15 protein-coding genes are annotated in these 16,671 nt (G+C 49.3%); 9 read left to right on the forward strand and 6 right to left on the reverse strand.

The features are described 5' to 3' along the window. Positions 1–179: 179 nt before the first annotated feature. The 5 genes from ABUL11_RS03315 to def form a co-directional block, all read right to left on the reverse strand. Entirely contained in the window at positions 180–2,351 is a 2,172-nt protein-coding gene (locus ABUL11_RS03315; protein WP_350282441.1) for a sensor histidine kinase, read from the reverse strand. 11 nt (positions 2,352–2,362) lie between these two features. Beyond that, complete coding sequence (locus ABUL11_RS03320) at positions 2,363–3,013, reverse strand: DUF4390 domain-containing protein (RefSeq protein WP_350282442.1); 651 nt, start codon at positions 3,011–3,013, stop codon at positions 2,363–2,365. Then, positions 2,976–4,256 carry a 16S rRNA (cytosine(967)-C(5))-methyltransferase RsmB gene (gene rsmB, locus ABUL11_RS03325; protein ID WP_350282443.1) on the reverse strand — a complete coding sequence of 427 codons (1,281 nt, stop codon included), beginning with the start codon at positions 4,254–4,256 and terminating at the stop codon, positions 2,976–2,978. The genes ABUL11_RS03320 and rsmB overlap by 38 nt, the downstream gene beginning before the upstream one ends. Then, on the reverse strand, positions 4,253–5,227 hold the full coding sequence (gene fmt, locus ABUL11_RS03330; protein ID WP_350282444.1) for a methionyl-tRNA formyltransferase: 975 nt from the start codon (positions 5,225–5,227) through the stop codon (positions 4,253–4,255). Before fmt ends, rsmB begins: the two co-directional genes overlap by 4 nt. 61 nt (positions 5,228–5,288) lie before the next feature. Beyond that, positions 5,289–5,795 carry a peptide deformylase gene (gene def / locus ABUL11_RS03335; protein ID WP_350282445.1) on the reverse strand — a complete coding sequence of 169 codons (507 nt, stop codon included), beginning with the start codon at positions 5,793–5,795 and terminating at the stop codon, positions 5,289–5,291. A gap of 163 nt (positions 5,796–5,958) precedes the next feature. Here def and ABUL11_RS03340 point away from each other — a divergent pair, with 163 nt between their 5' ends. The 4 genes from ABUL11_RS03340 to ABUL11_RS03355 all read left to right on the forward strand — a co-directional run bounded on the left by ABUL11_RS03340 (position 5,959) and on the right by ABUL11_RS03355 (position 11,368). Then, on the forward strand, positions 5,959–6,987 hold the full coding sequence (locus ABUL11_RS03340; RefSeq protein WP_350282446.1) for a LysM peptidoglycan-binding domain-containing protein: 1,029 nt from the start codon (positions 5,959–5,961) through the stop codon (positions 6,985–6,987). 105 nt (positions 6,988–7,092) lie between these two features. Continuing rightward, positions 7,093–8,205, forward strand: coding sequence for a DNA-processing protein DprA (gene dprA, locus ABUL11_RS03345; RefSeq protein WP_350282447.1), 1,113 nt, complete (start codon positions 7,093–7,095; stop codon positions 8,203–8,205). Between the two features lie 80 nt (positions 8,206–8,285). Further along, a complete protein-coding gene (locus ABUL11_RS03350; RefSeq protein ID WP_350282448.1) occupies positions 8,286–8,744 on the forward strand; it encodes a Smg family protein in 459 nt (152 codons plus the stop codon). A gap of 125 nt (positions 8,745–8,869) precedes the next feature. After that, a complete protein-coding gene (locus tag ABUL11_RS03355; protein ID WP_350282449.1) occupies positions 8,870–11,368 on the forward strand; it encodes a DNA topoisomerase III in 2,499 nt (832 codons plus the stop codon). A gap of 44 nt (positions 11,369–11,412) precedes the next feature. On the opposite strand, the gene ABUL11_RS03360 is transcribed toward ABUL11_RS03355, so the two are convergent. Further along, on the reverse strand, positions 11,413–11,664 hold the full coding sequence (locus tag ABUL11_RS03360) for a hypothetical protein (RefSeq protein WP_350282450.1): 252 nt from the start codon (positions 11,662–11,664) through the stop codon (positions 11,413–11,415). A gap of 359 nt (positions 11,665–12,023) precedes the next feature. Between ABUL11_RS03360 and aroA the strand changes: the two genes are divergently transcribed. The 5 genes from aroA to ABUL11_RS03385 all read left to right on the forward strand — a co-directional run bounded on the left by aroA (position 12,024) and on the right by ABUL11_RS03385 (position 16,669). Continuing rightward, a complete protein-coding gene (gene aroA / locus ABUL11_RS03365; RefSeq protein WP_350282451.1) occupies positions 12,024–13,340 on the forward strand; it encodes a 3-phosphoshikimate 1-carboxyvinyltransferase in 1,317 nt (438 codons plus the stop codon). Positions 13,341–13,501: 161 nt separating this feature from the next. After that, on the forward strand, positions 13,502–14,173 hold the full coding sequence (cmk, locus tag ABUL11_RS03370) for a (d)CMP kinase (RefSeq protein ID WP_350282452.1): 672 nt from the start codon (positions 13,502–13,504) through the stop codon (positions 14,171–14,173). A gap of 100 nt (positions 14,174–14,273) precedes the next feature. Beyond that, a complete protein-coding gene (gene rpsA, locus ABUL11_RS03375) occupies positions 14,274–15,992 on the forward strand; it encodes a 30S ribosomal protein S1 (RefSeq protein ID WP_350282453.1) in 1,719 nt (572 codons plus the stop codon). A gap of 8 nt (positions 15,993–16,000) precedes the next feature. Next, positions 16,001–16,318 carry an integration host factor subunit beta gene (locus tag ABUL11_RS03380; protein ID WP_350282454.1) on the forward strand — a complete coding sequence of 106 codons (318 nt, stop codon included), beginning with the start codon at positions 16,001–16,003 and terminating at the stop codon, positions 16,316–16,318. Positions 16,319–16,534: 216 nt separating this feature from the next. Then, the gene (locus ABUL11_RS03385; protein ID WP_350282473.1) at positions 16,535–16,669 is read left to right on the forward strand and encodes a LapA family protein; all 135 of its coding nucleotides are present in this window, start codon (positions 16,535–16,537) and stop codon (positions 16,667–16,669) included. The last annotated feature ends 2 nt before the right edge of the window (positions 16,670–16,671 follow it).

Raw genomic sequence — 16,671 nt, forward strand, 5'->3', positions numbered from 1 at the left:
CCGAAGCATTCTTTGAGGTTTTTGTTATTTGAAATTCCCCGCCCCTATTGTGAGTCACCAGGTATTTCTGGCAGAACGGTTGGCCTTATCATTGTGCCTTGCATGTTTTCAGTGTGCAAAATTTTATAACTGTACCTATTTAATTGATTCGCTTGGTATCCGGCAATCCGTTCCCATATTCAGGCAGCTCGAGTTGAAGGCTGTGGGGTGCTGCAGGGTAAAGCGGGCAGGGTAATTGAAATCTGGGCACCATGAGGCTGGATGTTTTGTATTTTGATCGTGCCCCCATGTTCATCCACGATTTTTTTGACGATCGGCAATCCCAGACCGGTTCCTCTGGGTTTGGTCGTAACATAAGGTTCAAAGGCATGTGCTTTGACCTGTTCCGGGAATCCCTTGCCATTGTCGACCACACTCAGCTCGATGCCGTTGTTCACGGATCGGGTCTGCACGGTAATCCTGGCATCTTCCATACTGGTCAGAGCATCTTGCGCATTCTGTAACAGGTTATGTATGACCTGCCGCAATCTTGCCGGATCTCCCCGAACAGGTGAGACTTCTCCCGCCAGTTCCAGAGCGATGGAGGGGTGAGGTAATTCGTTTTCAATATTGTCGCCTGTCTGATAAAGAGCCAGTACTTCCCGCACCAGACGGTTGATATCCACCTGACACAATTCAAGCTCGGGCACACGTGCGTATTCCCGAAATTCGTTTACCATTCTTTTCAGAGCTTCGACTTGGCTGACGATCGTTTCAGTGGAACGTTTCAGTATTTTTGCATCTGCTTCATCAAGCTTGCTGACCAGCTTGTGCTGCAGACGTTCGGCAGATAACTGGATGGGAGTGAGCGGATTTTTGATTTCGTGTGCCAGGCGCCGCGCCACTTCCCCCCATGCTACGGTACGCTGGACTTGCAACAGACTGGTGATGTCATCGAATACTACCACGCCACCGCCACCGGATGCTTGGGGCAGACGAGAGCCACGCAGCAGCAGAACCTGTTCCTTGTCCGCAGTGAAGTGTAATACCTGTCGCTGCCATTCACCGACTTCCTCGGAATCAAAGCCCCCTCTTATTTCGGCGGCCAATAATCTCACTCCTGGTTCTCGCTCGGCACATTCTTCCACGGTCAGCCCTTCGAAACTGGTCAGTGGAATCTGCAGTATCTGCTCAGCGCTCTGATTGACTGCACGTATTCTCAAGGTTTTATCAAAGACAATGACACCCGATGATAAGTTGGCCAGAATATTTTCAAGATAGGCGCGTGCGTTTTCAACTTCCTGCTGGTGTTGCTGTGCGATTGTGCGTGTGGCTGCCAGTTGCTCAGTCATGAGGTTGAACGATTCTGTCAGGATACCAAACTCATCTGTACTGTGAACCTGGTGCCGCCGGCTGAAATCGCCCTGCGCCACCGCACGGGTTCCTTCGGCCAGCAATCCTAGTGGGGCACTCAGTTTTTCACTAATCAGGAAAGCACAGGCAAGTGCTGAAAACAATGCCAGTAACAAGGCTAGAGTCAGTGTGGCGCTGTACAGTCGTGTCAGTCCCTGCCGGGACAGCATCAATTCCTGATAATCGCTGAAACCAGCCTGAATTATTTCGGCGTTGCGTGCAATGGATCGCGGTACGCGCTGCAGCACCTGTAATACCCGGATATCTTCTTCAGCGCTCAATACATTAACTGGAACGAGCACCCGTAAATACAAAGTATTATCAGCGAGCGTTTCAATCGCCTTGTAGTTCTTCTGCATTCGGATATGCCGCATTGCTTCCGTGTTAGGGATTTCAGGGAACAACACAGCATCATCCAGACTGGTGAAGGCAATGACTTTTCCCTCCTGATTGAACAGAGTGGCTTCCTGAATCTGGGATTGGATCAGAAGCTGATTCAGGACAGTCAGGGGGAACGATGCCGACTCTACCAGGTCGAGTGCGGCCACCTGTGCTTTTTTCTGCAATTCTTCCAGCAGGTTGTTCAGTATCGTTTGACCCAGTGTCAGGCCACCTTCCAGTGCCCGGTCCACTTTGACATCGAACCAGGATTCGATACTTTTTTCCAGGAACTGTACCGAAATACTGTAAATCAGCACACCGGGAAGAATGGCCATCAATGAAAACACCATCAAAAGCCGCAGTGCCAGCCTGGAGCCGAATTCACCCGTTTTGAGGCGGCGTCGCAATCGCCCGAGCAAAAAACCAACGACTCCAATCAGGAGTAACAGGAAAATTGCGATGCTGACGATTAGCCAGCGGTAATGACGCTCGAAAAATTCAGTATTGGCTCCGGCTGAAGCCAGCAGATACAGCATGACGGCACTCAGCCCTGCAACCACAAAAATAACGTATTTCATAAGCCGGTTTTCTAATAAAAGTCAGACTCATCGCCGACATCAGGTGCAGGCGGAAATTTGATCTGCCAGATTTTTCTTTTGGAGCTGAGATTCCAGTCTTCGGTATCGAGCCATTCAAGTTGAAAAGGCTTGGATAAACGTGAGATATCCAGCCATATCTGCAGAATGGCCGTATAAGTAGTGTCGGGCAGGAGGGATTGATTCTCCTTGATCAGCATATCCGGCTGATGCCCCAAAGCCTGTAATGCGGTTTTCAGTGTGGGAAAATTGCGTGGTTGCCCGTGCTGAGTCAGTCGGTACTGCCTGGTCAGTGCCTGATAACTGAGTTCAATTCTTTCCTTGGAACGGGCAACTTCTTCATCCAACCAGTACCAGCGTGGCTTCATGATCAGAAGCCGGGTGACGAAATAAAGATCAACTCCTTTTTTAAGAGCTTGCTTCATGGTTCTGCTCAGATCGATGTTGGCTTCGACATCGATCAGAAAATTTTCACCGGATTTTCTGATATGAAAAGATTCAATTTCTATATGTCCTTTTTCGGTGGCCAGGGCGGCAGACGACAGCAGCATGATCAGCAATAAAAATATCAGGTTGCGCCAGGGGCGCCTGATAGCGACAAACAGGTCAGTTTTTCCGGAATAAAGCATAAAAGAAGCCATCATGATGTGATCCCGGCAGTAACTGGCCATGGTCGAGCATCCCGTAAGAACAAGACAGCCTGCTGGCATCGTCATGAGTCGCGAGGAATTTGTCGGCGACTGCATCGTTTTCTTCATTGAACACCGAGCAGGTGACATACAGCAGCTTTCCTCCACGTTGCAGTAGCGGCCATAATTCATTCAATATCGCTGTTTGTGTCTGGGCGAAGTGACCGATGTCTTCAGGTCTTCTGAGCCACTTGATGTCCGGGTGGCGGTTGACCACGCCCGAAGCTGAACATGGAACATCGGCCAGGATTCGATCATACAGCCGGCCATCCCACCACTGTGACGGACTCATTGCATCACCACAAACCAGCCGGTAGCCGGTTATTTTCAAGCGGGAGAAATTTTCTGTCAGTCTGGTGAGCCGGTTTTCCTGTTTATCCAGCACAGTCAATTCAATGTCCGCGGTTAGTTCGACAAGATGGGTGCTTTTTCCACCTGGTGCTGCACAGGCATCCAGTACATACATACCTGCTTCGACATCCAGCAGGGGAGCGGCAAATTGTGCACCGGCATCCTGTACGGTGACCAATCCTTCGAAGAATCCCGGTAATTTTTCTACGGCGACCGGTCTGGAAAGCCGCAAGGCAGTATCCCATAGCCATTCGGAGTCGATATTCTGTGCATCCAGCATTGCCTGATAGTGGTCGACCGAAGTGCGCAACCGGTTGACGCGCAAAATCATGGCAGGGTGTTCATTACCCGCAAGCAGTATGGTCTTGTAATCCTGGGGATATTGCTGACGCAGTTTGTCGATCCACCATTGCGGATAGGAGTAGCGGGCGACGTCATCGCCCCTGATCTGATCCGGCAGAGAAGTACGCTTGCGCATGAAATTACGCAGTACGGCATTGACCAGCCCTGACACTGCGGGATTGCGTGTGATCTTCCGCGAAGATGAAACTGCGTGATCGACGATGGCATGTGCTGGTGCCTTACTGTAACGAAGCTGATACAGAGCGACGGCCAGGAGGTAATGAAGCTGTTTGTCCTGTATCGGTTTGTCCAGCAATTTGTGGAGAATGGCATTGAGTTGCCCGTAATGGCGGAGCACGCCATAGGCAATATCCTGAATGGCACCGCGCTGCTGGGGTATGAGATGGGAGCCGGTTTGCCAGATATTGTGTAATACTTCGGTCAGATTGGCACCTGCGAGAACTTCCCTGATCGCCTGCACGGCCAGTAATTGAACTTCGATCATGTTTCAGAGGCGCCTTGGTTATCCTGTGTCGCCTTATGGAAACTCTCCCCGGGTTGTAGCGGGTGTCCGGCAAGGAATTGTGCAGCGGTCAGTTTTTTTCCGCCTGCTTTTTGCAGGATATCGATGGATAAAGCATCACGGCCGCATGCAACCACGATGCCATCAGGATCGACAGTGATGATTTTCCCGGCCTGATGAGAGTTATTGTGATTGACGTGGCTGACGATACGGGTGTGCCATAGTTTGATCGTGTTTCCATGCAGATGGGTAAATGCGCCGGGGTATGGGTTGAATGTCCGGATCACCCGGTCGATATGTGCCGCATCACGTGTCCAGTCGATTTCGGCCTCGGTTTTCCGTATTTTTGCTGCATAACAGGCGTTTGCCTCATTTTGCGGCGTGAAGATCAGCTTGCCCTGATCCAGTAATATCAAGGCTTCGACGATACATTTGCCACCGAGGTCAGCCAGTTTGTCATGCAGGGTCGCCGTCGTATCGTACGGTTCAATGGGGAACGATCGTTTCAGCAGGACTGCTCCGGTATCCAGTCCCTGATCCATCTGCATAATGGAGATGCCGGTTTCTGTATCACCTTCCAGCAGGGCACGCTGAATGGGAGCAGCACCCCGCCAGCGTGGCAGCAGGGAGGCATGAATGTTGATACAGCCATGACGGGGGATGCGTAACACCGCTTCCGGCAGCAGCAGTCCGTAGGCCGCGACGATCATTACATCAGGTTTGAATGTGGCGAGTTGTGCCTGTATGTCTGATGATTTCAGCGTTTCCGGCTGTAACAGTGGGATATCATACTGTTGTGCCAGTATTTTGACCGGGCTTGCCTGCATTTTCATGCCGCGTCCGGCTGGCCGATCCGGTTGGGTCAGGGTGAGGATGATATCGAATCCTGCTTTCTGCAAATCCTCCAGTGCCCTGGCTGCGAAGTCCGGCGTACCTGCAAAAATGATTCTCATGTGTGACGGTGCTTGCTGGATGAATGTGAGTTACCGGAGCGGGAACACTGGCTGGATCCGATCAGGCAATTTGCCTGCGCACCTGTTTTTTCAGCTTGCTCAGAATGCGGGATTGCTTGAAGGGTGACAGGTATTCGACAAATACTTTTCCCAGGAGATGATCCATTTCGTGCTGGATACAAACTGCCAGAAGCCCCGATGCATCCATTTCGAAGGATTTTCCGGCGATGTCGGTTGCCCGGACAGTGACCTCTTCGGCGCGAGTGACCTTATCAAAAATACCGGGTACCGAGAGGCACCCTTCCTGCGTTTCCGCTTTCCCGCTGCTGGCGATGATCTCCGGATTGATCAGCACCAGCAGTTCATCTCGGGTTTCGGAGACATCAATGACGATTATTCGCTGGTGAACATCCACCTGGGTAGCCGCAAGACCTATACCTGGTGCGGCGTACATGGTTTCGGCCATGTCACTGACCAGAGTGCGTATTTCCCGGGTGATGGAGGGTACTTCGGTTGCAATCTTGTGCAATCGTTCATCGGGGTAGCGGAGTATGTTCAGAATTGCCATAACAAATTTGCATAATTCGGATACTAGGATTCTGGGAAGCAGTTCTATCATTGTGCACCGGCCGATTTTTTTCTGACCAGCCCGGTTTCTATCCAGTCAGATAAGGCTTGTGATGACAAACTGCCTTGCTTTTCGGGTATTGCGATGGAGATAAAGAACCCTTATGCGCACTTTGACAATTATATCTGTGATTTTGTTTACCAGTCTGTTTTCTGGTCCGTCTTTCGCGACTGGCGGAATTGGATTGCGAGATGACATTCCGGATCGCTACCAGGTCGTTCCCGGTGATACGCTCTGGGGAATAGCTTCCCACTTTCTCAAAGAACCCTGGCGCTGGCCGGAAATCTGGCAGATGAACCGGGAGCAGATCAGGAATCCGCATCGGATCTATCCTGGAGATGTCATCGTCGTTGAAAATACTCGGTATGGTAAGCGCCTGAGAATGGCGAGCGAGAAGGGTGTCATAAGGTTCTCTCCCCGGATTCGTGTCGAGGAATCGGCTATGCGAGCTATTCCCGTTATTCCGGCTGCAAAAATCGAGCCATTTCTGAATCAGCCACTGGTCGTTGAAAAAGGCAAGCTGGACAAAGCACCCGTGGTACTCGGGGCGAGTGATGATCGCGTGATTCTGAGTGCCGGTGACAAGATCTATGTGGGTGACCTGCCTGCCGATCAGGGAGTGATCTGGCAGGTATTCCGCAACGGGAAAGCACTGACCGATCCTGACTACGATAACCGTATCCTTGGCTACGAATCTATTTATCTGGGAATGGTTAAAATCACCGATTTTGCAACGATCAGCACGGCAAAAATTTACCGTTCCGTGCAGGAGATCCTGAAAGGTGACCGTCTGTTGCCGCTTTCGGCTGTCAGAGTCGATGATTATGTGCCGCATACACCTGATTTTGCAGTAACGGCCCGGATCATTTCAGTCTATGGCGGTGTGAACGAGATCGGGGAAAATATGATCGTGACGCTCAACCAGGGCAGCCACGACCGGATCGAGCCGGGGCACGTGCTCGCCGTTTATCGCAAGAATGATATACGGTCGCATGAGGGAAAGCTGGTCAGTCTCCCGGATGAACGTATTGGTCTGGCACTGGTATTTCGTGTATTCGATACGGTTGCTTACGCGCTGATCATGCAAAGCATTCAGGCGATCAAGGTAATGGATGTCGTGAAAACTCCCTGACAAGGTACAGCAAAGTTACTATACTCGCCCTTTTGTCTGCTGTTACTCAAAAAATCAATCTTCGATTCCGGAAGTCAGGGTAGTCATCAGGTGAGTTCTTTTTCTATGCAGATTGATCAGGATATTGAATCCTGGCTGCGCCTTGGTCTGACTGAAGGCGTGGGAGGAGGAGCTCTGCGTCGGCTGCTGGTTGCCTTCGGTGATCCGGCCCGAGTGCTAGCTGCAAGTCGACCTGCACTTGAGGGTGTCGTAAAGAAACCGGTTGCCACTAGCATTTTTCTCCGTAAGGTGGATGAAGAGAGACTCGCCAGGACCATCAAATGGCTGGAAGATCCTCTCAATTCACTGATTACACTGGCAGATCCGGATTATCCGAAGCTTCTGCTCAATATATCCGATCCACCTCCCATACTTTATTTCAAGGGTCAGCGGCAATTTCTGGCGCAGCCGGCAATGGCAATGGTCGGCAGCCGTAATGCGACACCACAGGGGCTTGCAAATGCCGATGCCTTTGCCGAGGCTGCCAGTAACGCAGGATTTTGCATCATCAGCGGTCTGGCGCAGGGTATCGATACGGCCGCCCATCAGGGAGGATTGCGTGGCGCATCTTCCAGTATGGCCATTGTCGGAACCGGACTCGATCTTGTCTATCCATCGAAAAACCATGAGCTTGCCCATAAACTGGCAAATGAAGGCGGGTTGATTTCAGAGTTTCCACTGGGGACGCCAGCCATAAGCCGGAATTTTCCACGCAGAAACCGTATCATCAGTGGCATGTGTCATGCCTGTCTGGTTGTGGAAGCCACACTGTACAGCGGATCGCTGATTACCGCCAGACTAGCGTTGGAACAAGGGCGTGAAGTGATGGCGATCCCCGGTTCCATTCATTCACCTTTGTCAAAAGGCTGTCATGCACTGATCAAACAGGGTGCAAAACTGGTCGAGAATATTCAGGATATTCTGGATGAGCTGCACTACCAGCCCCAGCCTGTGCCGAGATTTGAAGCTGCTGTGGATGATGACGGAACAGATGTACCAGTAGGAGAGGATGATGATACCGGGCTACTGATGTATTTTGGCTACGATTCCACCGATATTGATACACTTTGCGTGCGCAGCGGCTTGACGGTTGAAACAGTATCCGCCATGCTATTGGGCTTGGAGCTGGAAGGCAGGATTGGTAGCCTTCCCGGGGGGAAGTATCAGCGTATCCGTTGATTCATTGGGTATCAGGCTATAATCATCACCCTGTTAAGTGTCTTAGAGTGGTTTTAATCCAGAATCACGGTGCAGAAACTATGTTCGATATTCTCGTTTATTTATTTGAAAATTATTTCGATGCCGGAAATTGTCCGGATTCTGCCACGCTGACACGCAAACTGACCATGGCTGGTTTTGATGACGAGGAAATCACACTGGCGCTCGACTGGTTGTCTGATCTTTCCCGCCATGATGAAGAAGGCTATCTGGCCAGACTGGCAGAAAGTGATTCAATGCGCCATTTTACTGAAGAGGAAATGGAGATTATTGATACGGAAGGGCGCGGGTTCATTTTCTTTCTCGAGCAGGCGGGTGTCATTAATCCTTTACAGCGAGAATTACTGATCGATCGGGTCATCCGTATGGATGGCGATACTGCCAGTATAGAGAAAATAAAACTGGTGGTACTGTTTGATCTCTGGATTCAGAACCAGTTGACCGACCGCAGTATCGTTGAGGGGTTGTTCGTAGTCAGTGATTCTCATCAACGGCATTGATCCCTCGCAGACATTCCTTCCTGATCCATTAATAAATAATTGATACCCGGGACCGGGTGATTTGATCGACTGACGTAGCCTGCTTGTCAGTTGCCCGCTGCGTCTGCAGTAGTATGTAAATATCTATGAGTAAAAAACTGATCATCGCCGAAAAACCTTCTGTTGCCAGTGACATTGCGCGTGCCCTGGGCGGGTTTGTCAAGCAGAAGGATTATTTTGAGAGTGATGAATTTGTGGTGTCCTCGGCAATCGGGCATTTGCTGGAGTTGATCGTCCCGGAAGAATATGAAGTCAAACGGGGGAAATGGAGTTTTGACCATTTGCCCGTTATTCCTCCGCGTTTTGATCTTGCTCCGATCGAAAAGACGACGGATCGCCTGAAGCTGCTCAGCAAACTGATCAAGCGCAAGGATGTCGATATGCTGATCAATGCCTGTGATGCCGGGCGTGAAGGTGAACTGATTTTCCGTTACATCGTGCGCCATGCCGGCAGCAAGAAACCAATCAAGCGCTTGTGGCTGCAATCCATGACACCTTCAGCCATACGTGAAGCTTTTGCAAATCTGTTGAATGATACTGAAGTACAGCCTCTGGCAGATGCAGCCGTCAGCCGATCGGAGGCGGACTGGCTGGTGGGGATCAATGGCACACGTGTCATGACCGCATTCAATTCACAGGAAGGTGGATTCCATAAAACTACGGTGGGTCGGGTACAGACACCGACACTTGCCATACTGGTCGAACGGGAAGAAGCGATTAAAAAGTTCGTGGTTCGGGATTACTGGGAAGTTCATGCTACTTTCCAAGCAGAAAATGGCGCTTACAAAGGGAAGTGGTTTGATCAAGGCTTCAGTAAGCGCAAGGATGAATCCGAATCCAGAGCAGATCGAATTTGGGATCATGCCAAGGCAGAAGCAATCCGTGATAAATGCGCAGGACGGACCGGGGTTGTCACCGAAGAAAGCAAGCCATCCCGAGAAAGTTGTCCTCTCCTGTACGATCTGACCAGTCTGCAACGTGATGCCAACAGCCGTTTCGGTTTTTCCGCCAAGGTGACATTGGGACTTGCTCAGGCGCTGTATGAAAAACATAAGGTGCTGACTTATCCCCGTACTGATTCGCGTGCACTTCCGGAGGATTATCCGGCGATCGTCAATGATACGCTGCAAGTGCTGAAAGGATCACGTTACGACCGGTTTGCCAGCCAGATTCTGGAATCAGACTGGGTGAAGCCAAACAAGCGAATCTTCAATAATGCCAAGGTTTCTGATCACTTTGCAATCATACCTACCGCACTGGTGCCAAAGAAACTCAATGAAGCGGAGGAGAAACTCTACGATCTGGTCACCAAACGTTTTCTGGCAATTTTTTATCCGGCAGCAGAATTTCTGATCACGACCCGTATCACGCGCGTGGAAGATGAGCCTTTTAAAACAGAAGGCAAGGTGTTGGTACATGCCGGCTGGCAGGCAGTTTATGGCAAGGTAGAGTCTGCCCAGGGGCAGGAAGAGGAATCGGTACTGGTGGCAGTAACACCGGGCGAAACAGTACTGGCACAGGAGGTGGCTGTCGTTGCCGGTAAGACGCGTCCTCCTGCCAGATATAACGAGTCTACGTTGCTGTCAGCGATGGAAGGTGCCGGAAAACTGGTGGAAGATGAAGAATTACGTGCAGCCATGAGTGCCAAGGGGCTGGGTACGCCTGCTACGCGTGCTGCCATCATAGAGGGATTGATTCACGAAAATTACGTCGAGCGTTCAGGAAGAGAGTTACAGCCGACAGCCAAAGCATTTTCGTTGGTGACTCTGTTGCGGGGACTCAAAATTCCAGAGCTGATTTCTCCCGAGTTGACCGGCGATTGGGAATTCAAATTGCGCCAGATCGAGCAGGGCCAGCTCAAGCGGGATGTTTTCATGGAAAAGATTGCGGCGATGACGCGTCATATCGTCGAGCAAGCCAAGAATCATCGTGATAAAACCATTAGTGGGGATTTTGCGACACTCCAGATACCTTGTCCCAAATGTGGCGGAGTGATAAAAGAAACATACAAAAAATTTCAGTGTCAGCAATGTGATTTTGCATTATGGAAAATTCTGGCGGGGCGACAATTTGAGGCGGAGGAAATGGAGACGTTGATTTCTACTCGCGAGATTGGCCCTTTATCGGGTTTTCGCAGCAAAATGGGGCGCGCGTTTAATGCGATTGTCAGGCTGACGGACGACTATGAAATGAAGTTCGATTTTGGCAATGAGGCCGATCAGATACCGGAGAAAGTCGATTTTTCGGCGCAGCAACCATTGGGAAAATGTCCTCAATGTGGTCATTCTGTTTATGAACATAAATTACTTTATGTTTGTGAAAAATCAGTTGGCACAGGCTCTTCCTGCAGTTTTAGAACCGGAAAAATTATTTTGAATCGTGCTATCGAGGCAGAGCAGGTGATCAAGCTGCTGCAGGCAGGAAGAACGGATCTGCTAGCTGGGTTTGTTTCCAGGAAAGGCCGGCCGTTTTCTGCTTACCTGGTCGTAGGTCCGGGAGGAAAGATCGGATTCGAGTTTGAACAGAAAAAGACAAAGAGCAAACCTGCGGATACTGTTCCGGAAACCGGTAAAGCTGCTTCCTGATCTGGCTGGCAGTTTTCTTGCGTATTTCCGGAATAGTGATCGGGTCAGGCATAGACGTAGATGAGGTAACGTACAATACCTGACACAGCAGTAATGAGGATGGATAAACTGCCTACCAGTGCGAGTCCTTCGATAATGAAGAAAGTCAGTGCATGGCCAAGACTTTTGTATTCCACTTCTCCCGTTTCATTACGCTGCCGGTCTTTACGAACCTTGGTCCAGTAGAGAATCATGAAAGCGATCGGAAGGGCCAGAATTGAGTAAAGCAGTGTAGCTATCGGTGCAGTATCATCCATTTGTTGACCTCGTTAAATATGAAAAAGTTGGTATAAGAAAAGGGGGGTATTGTATTTGATCTGTGGTGGCTTTAGTAGCGCGGTTAAAAATGTTCAGCATAAATTGAAAAATACGTTGGTTTACCGGCAAAGTTGTTCAATAAGAAGTAGTTGTAATCAAAAATTTTTGGGTGTGCTGCTGAAGAGTCGCATTGACCGCAATATGAGAGCGAGTTTGCCAGATTGAATATACTTCATTTATCCAGAAAATGATTTGCGAAATCATATCCATAAAAACCATTAGAATTGCTGAGCTAATGAAAAGAAATTTTCATTCAGTGGTTGGTTTTTGTTGTATATCTGCAGGAGATTGTTAGCTTATGCAATGGCTCGATCTTCCGCGAGTACAGCATGCACGAGGTAATGTGCGCCTGCCGGGTTCGAAAAGCATTTCCAACCGCATTCTTTTGTTATCAGCACTGGCTGAAGGTACTACGATGATCAGCAATCTGCTGGAATCCGATGATACCAGACGGATGTTGGATGCATTAAAGCTACTCGGGGTGGCAATTGTTCGCACGGGTGATGACGGATACCGGGTGACAGGATGTAAAGGGAGATTTCCGGTAAAAGAGGCCGAACTGTTTCTGGGAAATGCCGGGACGGCTTTTCGTCCGCTGACCGCAGTGCTGGCACTGATGCAGGGTCATTATCGTCTTGCCGGTGTGCCACGAATGCATGAGCGTCCGATCGGAGATCTGGTGGATGCATTACGCCAGATCGGGGCTGTAATCACCTGTCTTGAGCATGAAGGTTTCCCGCCATTGGAGATTCATCCGGCGGTAATTCATCCGGGTGATATCTCCATCAAGGGGAATATTTCCAGCCAGTTTCTCAGTGGATTGCTGATGGCGTTGTCGCTGACAGGTGAGCCGAGAACCATTGTTGTCAGTGGTACGCTTATTTCCCAGCCTTATGTAGCACTCACGATTGCACAAATGGCACGTTTTGGCGTGCAGGTCAAACAGGAATCTTGGCAGCGTTTTATGCTGCCCGGGAATCAGATTTATCGCAGTCCGGGGAAGATTGCGGTCGAGGGAGATGCATCTTCTGCTTCTTACTTTCTTGCAGCTGGAGCCATTGCGGGTGGCCCGGTACGAATCGAGGGTGCGGGGAGTGACAGCTGTCAGGGAGATGTCCGCTTTGTTGAAGCACTCAAGGCGATGGGAGCACACATCAGCATGGGAAGTGAGTGGATAGAATCGGGTGCTCCTGGCAATAAGGCCTTGAGGGCGATTGATTTCGATTGTAACCATATTCCTGATGCAGCCATGACACTAGCGATAATGGCCCTGTTTGCACTAGGCACGACCACCCTTAGGAATATTGCGAGCTGGCGCGTCAAGGAAACCGACCGGATTGCAGCAATGTCTGCGGAACTGCGCAAACTGGGTGCTCGAGTCGAAGCAGGAGATGATTTTCTGCGAATTACGCCACCCGATGGTCCGCTGACTGCGGATGCTGTTATTGATACTTACGATGATCATCGGATGGCCATGTGTTTTTCTCTAGTGTCATTGAGTGTGCCGGTGCGTATCAATGACCCGGAGTGTGTGGCTAAAACTTTCCCGGATTATTTCGAGAAATTTGCAGCCATTACCCATATTTCTTTTGAAAGTACATTGAGTCAGAAGTAATTAATATCGGAAAAACTACGAATGGTGTGTCTGGAGGATAATTCGGGCAGAGTGTTTTCCAGGTCTCGGTAATTTTTGCAAAATGATAAATAACATCAGTATCCTACTGGGGAGGCAAACAGAATCCCGGAGCCTATCATTATGACCGGGGTCGACGAATCATGGATAAAGAGAATGTACCGATAATTACGTTAGATGGCCCTTCTGCATCAGGAAAAGGTACGATTGCCCGCCTCGTATCACAGACACTTGGATTCCACTATCTTGATAGCGGGGCACTCTACCGTCTGGTAGCACTAGCAGCTATGAAGCGCAATACGGATGTCAGTGACGAACATAGCATGGTCGATATTGCCCGGCATTTGAGTGTATCTTTCAGGGATTCATCGATCTGGCTGGATGGAGAGGATGTCAGTAATGAAGTACGGGCAGAGGCGTGCGGGGAATATGCTTCCCGAATCGCTCAGCACCCCGCGCTCCGAGTAGAATTACTGGAATACCAGCGGGATTTTCGCAAACCGCCGGGTCTGGTAACTGATGGGCGTGATATGGGGTCGGTCATTTTTCCTGACGCTACCTTGAAAATCTATCTCACGGCAAGTGAAGAGGAGCGTGCATCCAGACGCCATAAGCAGTTGATGGAGAAGGGAATAAATGCTAATATCGCAGACCTGATCCAAGCACTTCGGGCGCGTGATGAGCGTGACAGTAATCGTACCGCCTCCCCGTTGCAACAGTGTGAAGATGCGTGTGTGCTGGATACTACTGGCCTCAGTATAGATCAGGTTGTTAGTAGGGTATTGAGTATGTACGCTGAGACCAGGAAAGCTTGAGCAGTTTGAGTTTTTAAGCCGTTCTTTTCTTTTTTATTAACCAACCAACCTGTCCCCTTTGTTTATTGCGGGGAATTGTTTACGATCGGATATTTTTTAAATGACTATTGCAACCAGTGTAGCGGGCTCTTCGGAAAATTTTGCCGAACTTTTCAATGAAAGCCTTTCGCATAAAGAAATGCGTGTGGGCGAAGTGATTACTGCTGAGATCATTCGTGTTGATTACAACTTCGTCGTGGTCAATGCGGGGCTTAAATCCGAGAGCTATATCCCGATTGAAGAATTCAAAAATGACAGAGGTGAGGTTGAAGCCCGCGAAGGTGATTTTGTCAGTGTGGCTATCGAAGCACTTGAAAACGGATTTGGTGAAACCCGTTTGTCGAGAGACAAGGCAAAACGCCTGAATGCCTGGTATGAACTGGAAGAGGCCATGGAAAAAGGCAAAATCGTTACCGGCATGGTCAATGGAAAGGTAAAAGGTGGACTGACAGCCACGATTAACGGTATTCGTGCCTTTCTGCCAGGTTCTCTGGTGGATATTCGCCCGGTCAAAGATATGACGCCTTATGAAAATAAGGAAATGGAATTCAAGGTGATCAAGCTCGATCGCAAACGTAATAATGTGGTCGTATCCAGACGTGCGGTGCTGGAAGAAACCCAAGGTGCAGATCGGGATGAGTTGCTGGCCAGTCTGCAGGATGGTGCGGTCGTCCAGGGGATCGTCAAGAACATTACGGATTATGGTGCATTTGTGGATCTGGGCGGGATCGACGGCTTGCTGCACATTACTGATCTTGCCTGGCGCCGTGTGAAACATCCGACCGAAGTTATCAATGTAGGTGATGAAGTGACTGCCAAGGTTCTGAAATTCGACCAAGAGAAAAACCGTGTTTCTCTGGGATTGAAACAGCTTACGGAAGATCCGTGGATTGGTCTTTCGAGACGTTATCCTCAGGGTACACGTATCTTCGGTAAAGTTACCAATATGACCGATTATGGTGCTTTCGTCGAAATCGAACAGGGGATCGAAGGGTTGGTGCATGTCTCGGAAATGGATTGGACCAACAAAAATGTCTATCCGTCCAAAATTGTGCAGTTGGGCGATGAAGTCGAAGTCATGATTCTTGAAATCGACGAGGATCGTCGGCGTATTTCTCTGGGGATGAAACAGTGCAGGCCCAATCCCTGGGAAGAGTTTTCACTTGGTCATGAAAAAGGTGACAAAGTTACCGGGCAGATCAAATCGATTACAGACTTCGGTTTGTTCATCGGATTACCAGGCAACATCGATGGTTTGGTGCATTTATCCGATCTTTCCTGGAATCAGCCTGGCGAGAAAGCAATCAGCGAATTCAAGAAAGGAGATGAAGTTGAAGCGGTGGTGTTATCCATCGATGTAGAGAAAGAACGTATTTCCTTAGGTATTAAGCAACTGGAAGGCGATCCTTTCAATATTTATGTCGCCTCGCATGATAAAAACAGTATCGTCAAGGGTACCGTCAAATCTGTTGATGCCAAAGGTGCCGTCATTGCACTGACTGATGAGGTAGAGGGGTATTTGCGTGCTTCTGAGTTTTCTCGTGACAAGATTGAGGATATTCGCTCCCGTATTAATGAGGGGGAAGAGATCGAAGCAATGATCATCAATATTGATCGCAAAAACCGGAGTATCAGTCTGTCAGTCAAGGCAAGAATTCAGGATGAGGAAGATAAAGCCGTCAAATCACTGGCATCAGTATCCAACCCTGCCAGTGCGGGTACGACTAACTTGGGTGCGTTGCTCAAAGCCAAGATAGACAGTAAATCGTCAGAAGAATAAGGCCGGCTATGACGAAGTCTGAACTGATTTCCAAGCTGGCAGAACGCTTTCCTCAATTGCTGGCAAAAGATGCCGAACTGGTCGTTAAGATCATTTTGGATGCGATGGCTAAGAGTCTTTCCAAGGGAGAGCGTATTGAGATTCGTGGATTTGGCAGCTTTGACCTGAATTACAGACCTTCGCGTATTGGCCGTAACCCCAAATCAGGTGAGAAGGTTCACGTGCCGGAAAAATATGTTCCACATTTCAAAGCTGGTAAGAAAATGCGTGAACTGATAGATTCCGGCCCTAAACAGCACAAAGTGCTTGATCGCGTTACAGGTTAAGCATTTCTCGTCGTGTGGATTGGGAAAGTGTGGGTTTGAGTGAGCTGGTTTTATACTTTCCCTGTTCGATATAGTGCGGTTACCGGTGTATTTGACGATTCCATTTTTTCTGTTTCACCTTTTTGAGCTGAATCAGATGAAGTACGCATGTTTATGACCCTTCTACGCCTGATTGTTTTTTTGTTTCTGCTCAGTGTCGCTGTCAAGAATTCCGGGATGGTGACAATACACTATTACCTTGGGATGGAATGGGAAGTACCGTTGGTGATAGTACTTTTCCTCTGTTTTACTGTAGGCGCCTTATTCGGGTATTTGTCTTGCTTCGTCAATAGAATCCGTAAGAAATCCTGATA

Origin of the sequence: Nitrosomonas sp. (assembly GCF_040256045.1) — a bacterium.
Lineage (GTDB): Bacteria > Pseudomonadota > Gammaproteobacteria > Burkholderiales > Nitrosomonadaceae > Nitrosomonas.

Bases quoted from the DNA above. Each gene is read 5' to 3' on its own strand.
- def (WP_350282445.1), bottom strand. From the start codon at position 5,795: ATGGCAATTCTGAACATACTCCGCTACCCCGATGAACGATTGCACAAG.
- ABUL11_RS03350 (WP_350282448.1), top strand. From the start codon at position 8,286: ATGTTCGATATTCTCGTTTATTTATTTGAAAATTATTTCGATGCCGGA.
- dprA (WP_350282447.1), top strand. From the start codon at position 7,093: ATGCAGATTGATCAGGATATTGAATCCTGGCTGCGCCTTGGTCTGACT.
- fmt (WP_350282444.1), bottom strand. From the start codon at position 5,227: ATGAGAATCATTTTTGCAGGTACGCCGGACTTCGCAGCCAGGGCACTG.
- rpsA (WP_350282453.1), top strand. From the start codon at position 14,274: ATGACTATTGCAACCAGTGTAGCGGGCTCTTCGGAAAATTTTGCCGAA.
- ABUL11_RS03355 (WP_350282449.1), top strand. From the start codon at position 8,870: ATGAGTAAAAAACTGATCATCGCCGAAAAACCTTCTGTTGCCAGTGAC.
- ABUL11_RS03385 (WP_350282473.1), top strand. From the start codon at position 16,535: ATGGTGACAATACACTATTACCTTGGGATGGAATGGGAAGTACCGTTG.
- cmk (WP_350282452.1), top strand. From the start codon at position 13,502: ATGGATAAAGAGAATGTACCGATAATTACGTTAGATGGCCCTTCTGCA.
- ABUL11_RS03380 (WP_350282454.1), top strand. From the start codon at position 16,001: ATGACGAAGTCTGAACTGATTTCCAAGCTGGCAGAACGCTTTCCTCAA.
- ABUL11_RS03320 (WP_350282442.1), bottom strand. From the start codon at position 3,013: ATGATGGCTTCTTTTATGCTTTATTCCGGAAAAACTGACCTGTTTGTC.
- ABUL11_RS03340 (WP_350282446.1), top strand. From the start codon at position 5,959: ATGCGCACTTTGACAATTATATCTGTGATTTTGTTTACCAGTCTGTTT.
- rsmB (WP_350282443.1), bottom strand. From the start codon at position 4,256: ATGATCGAAGTTCAATTACTGGCCGTGCAGGCGATCAGGGAAGTTCTC.
- ABUL11_RS03360 (WP_350282450.1), bottom strand. From the start codon at position 11,664: ATGGATGATACTGCACCGATAGCTACACTGCTTTACTCAATTCTGGCC.
- aroA (WP_350282451.1), top strand. From the start codon at position 12,024: ATGCAATGGCTCGATCTTCCGCGAGTACAGCATGCACGAGGTAATGTG.
- ABUL11_RS03315 (WP_350282441.1), bottom strand. From the start codon at position 2,351: ATGAAATACGTTATTTTTGTGGTTGCAGGGCTGAGTGCCGTCATGCTG.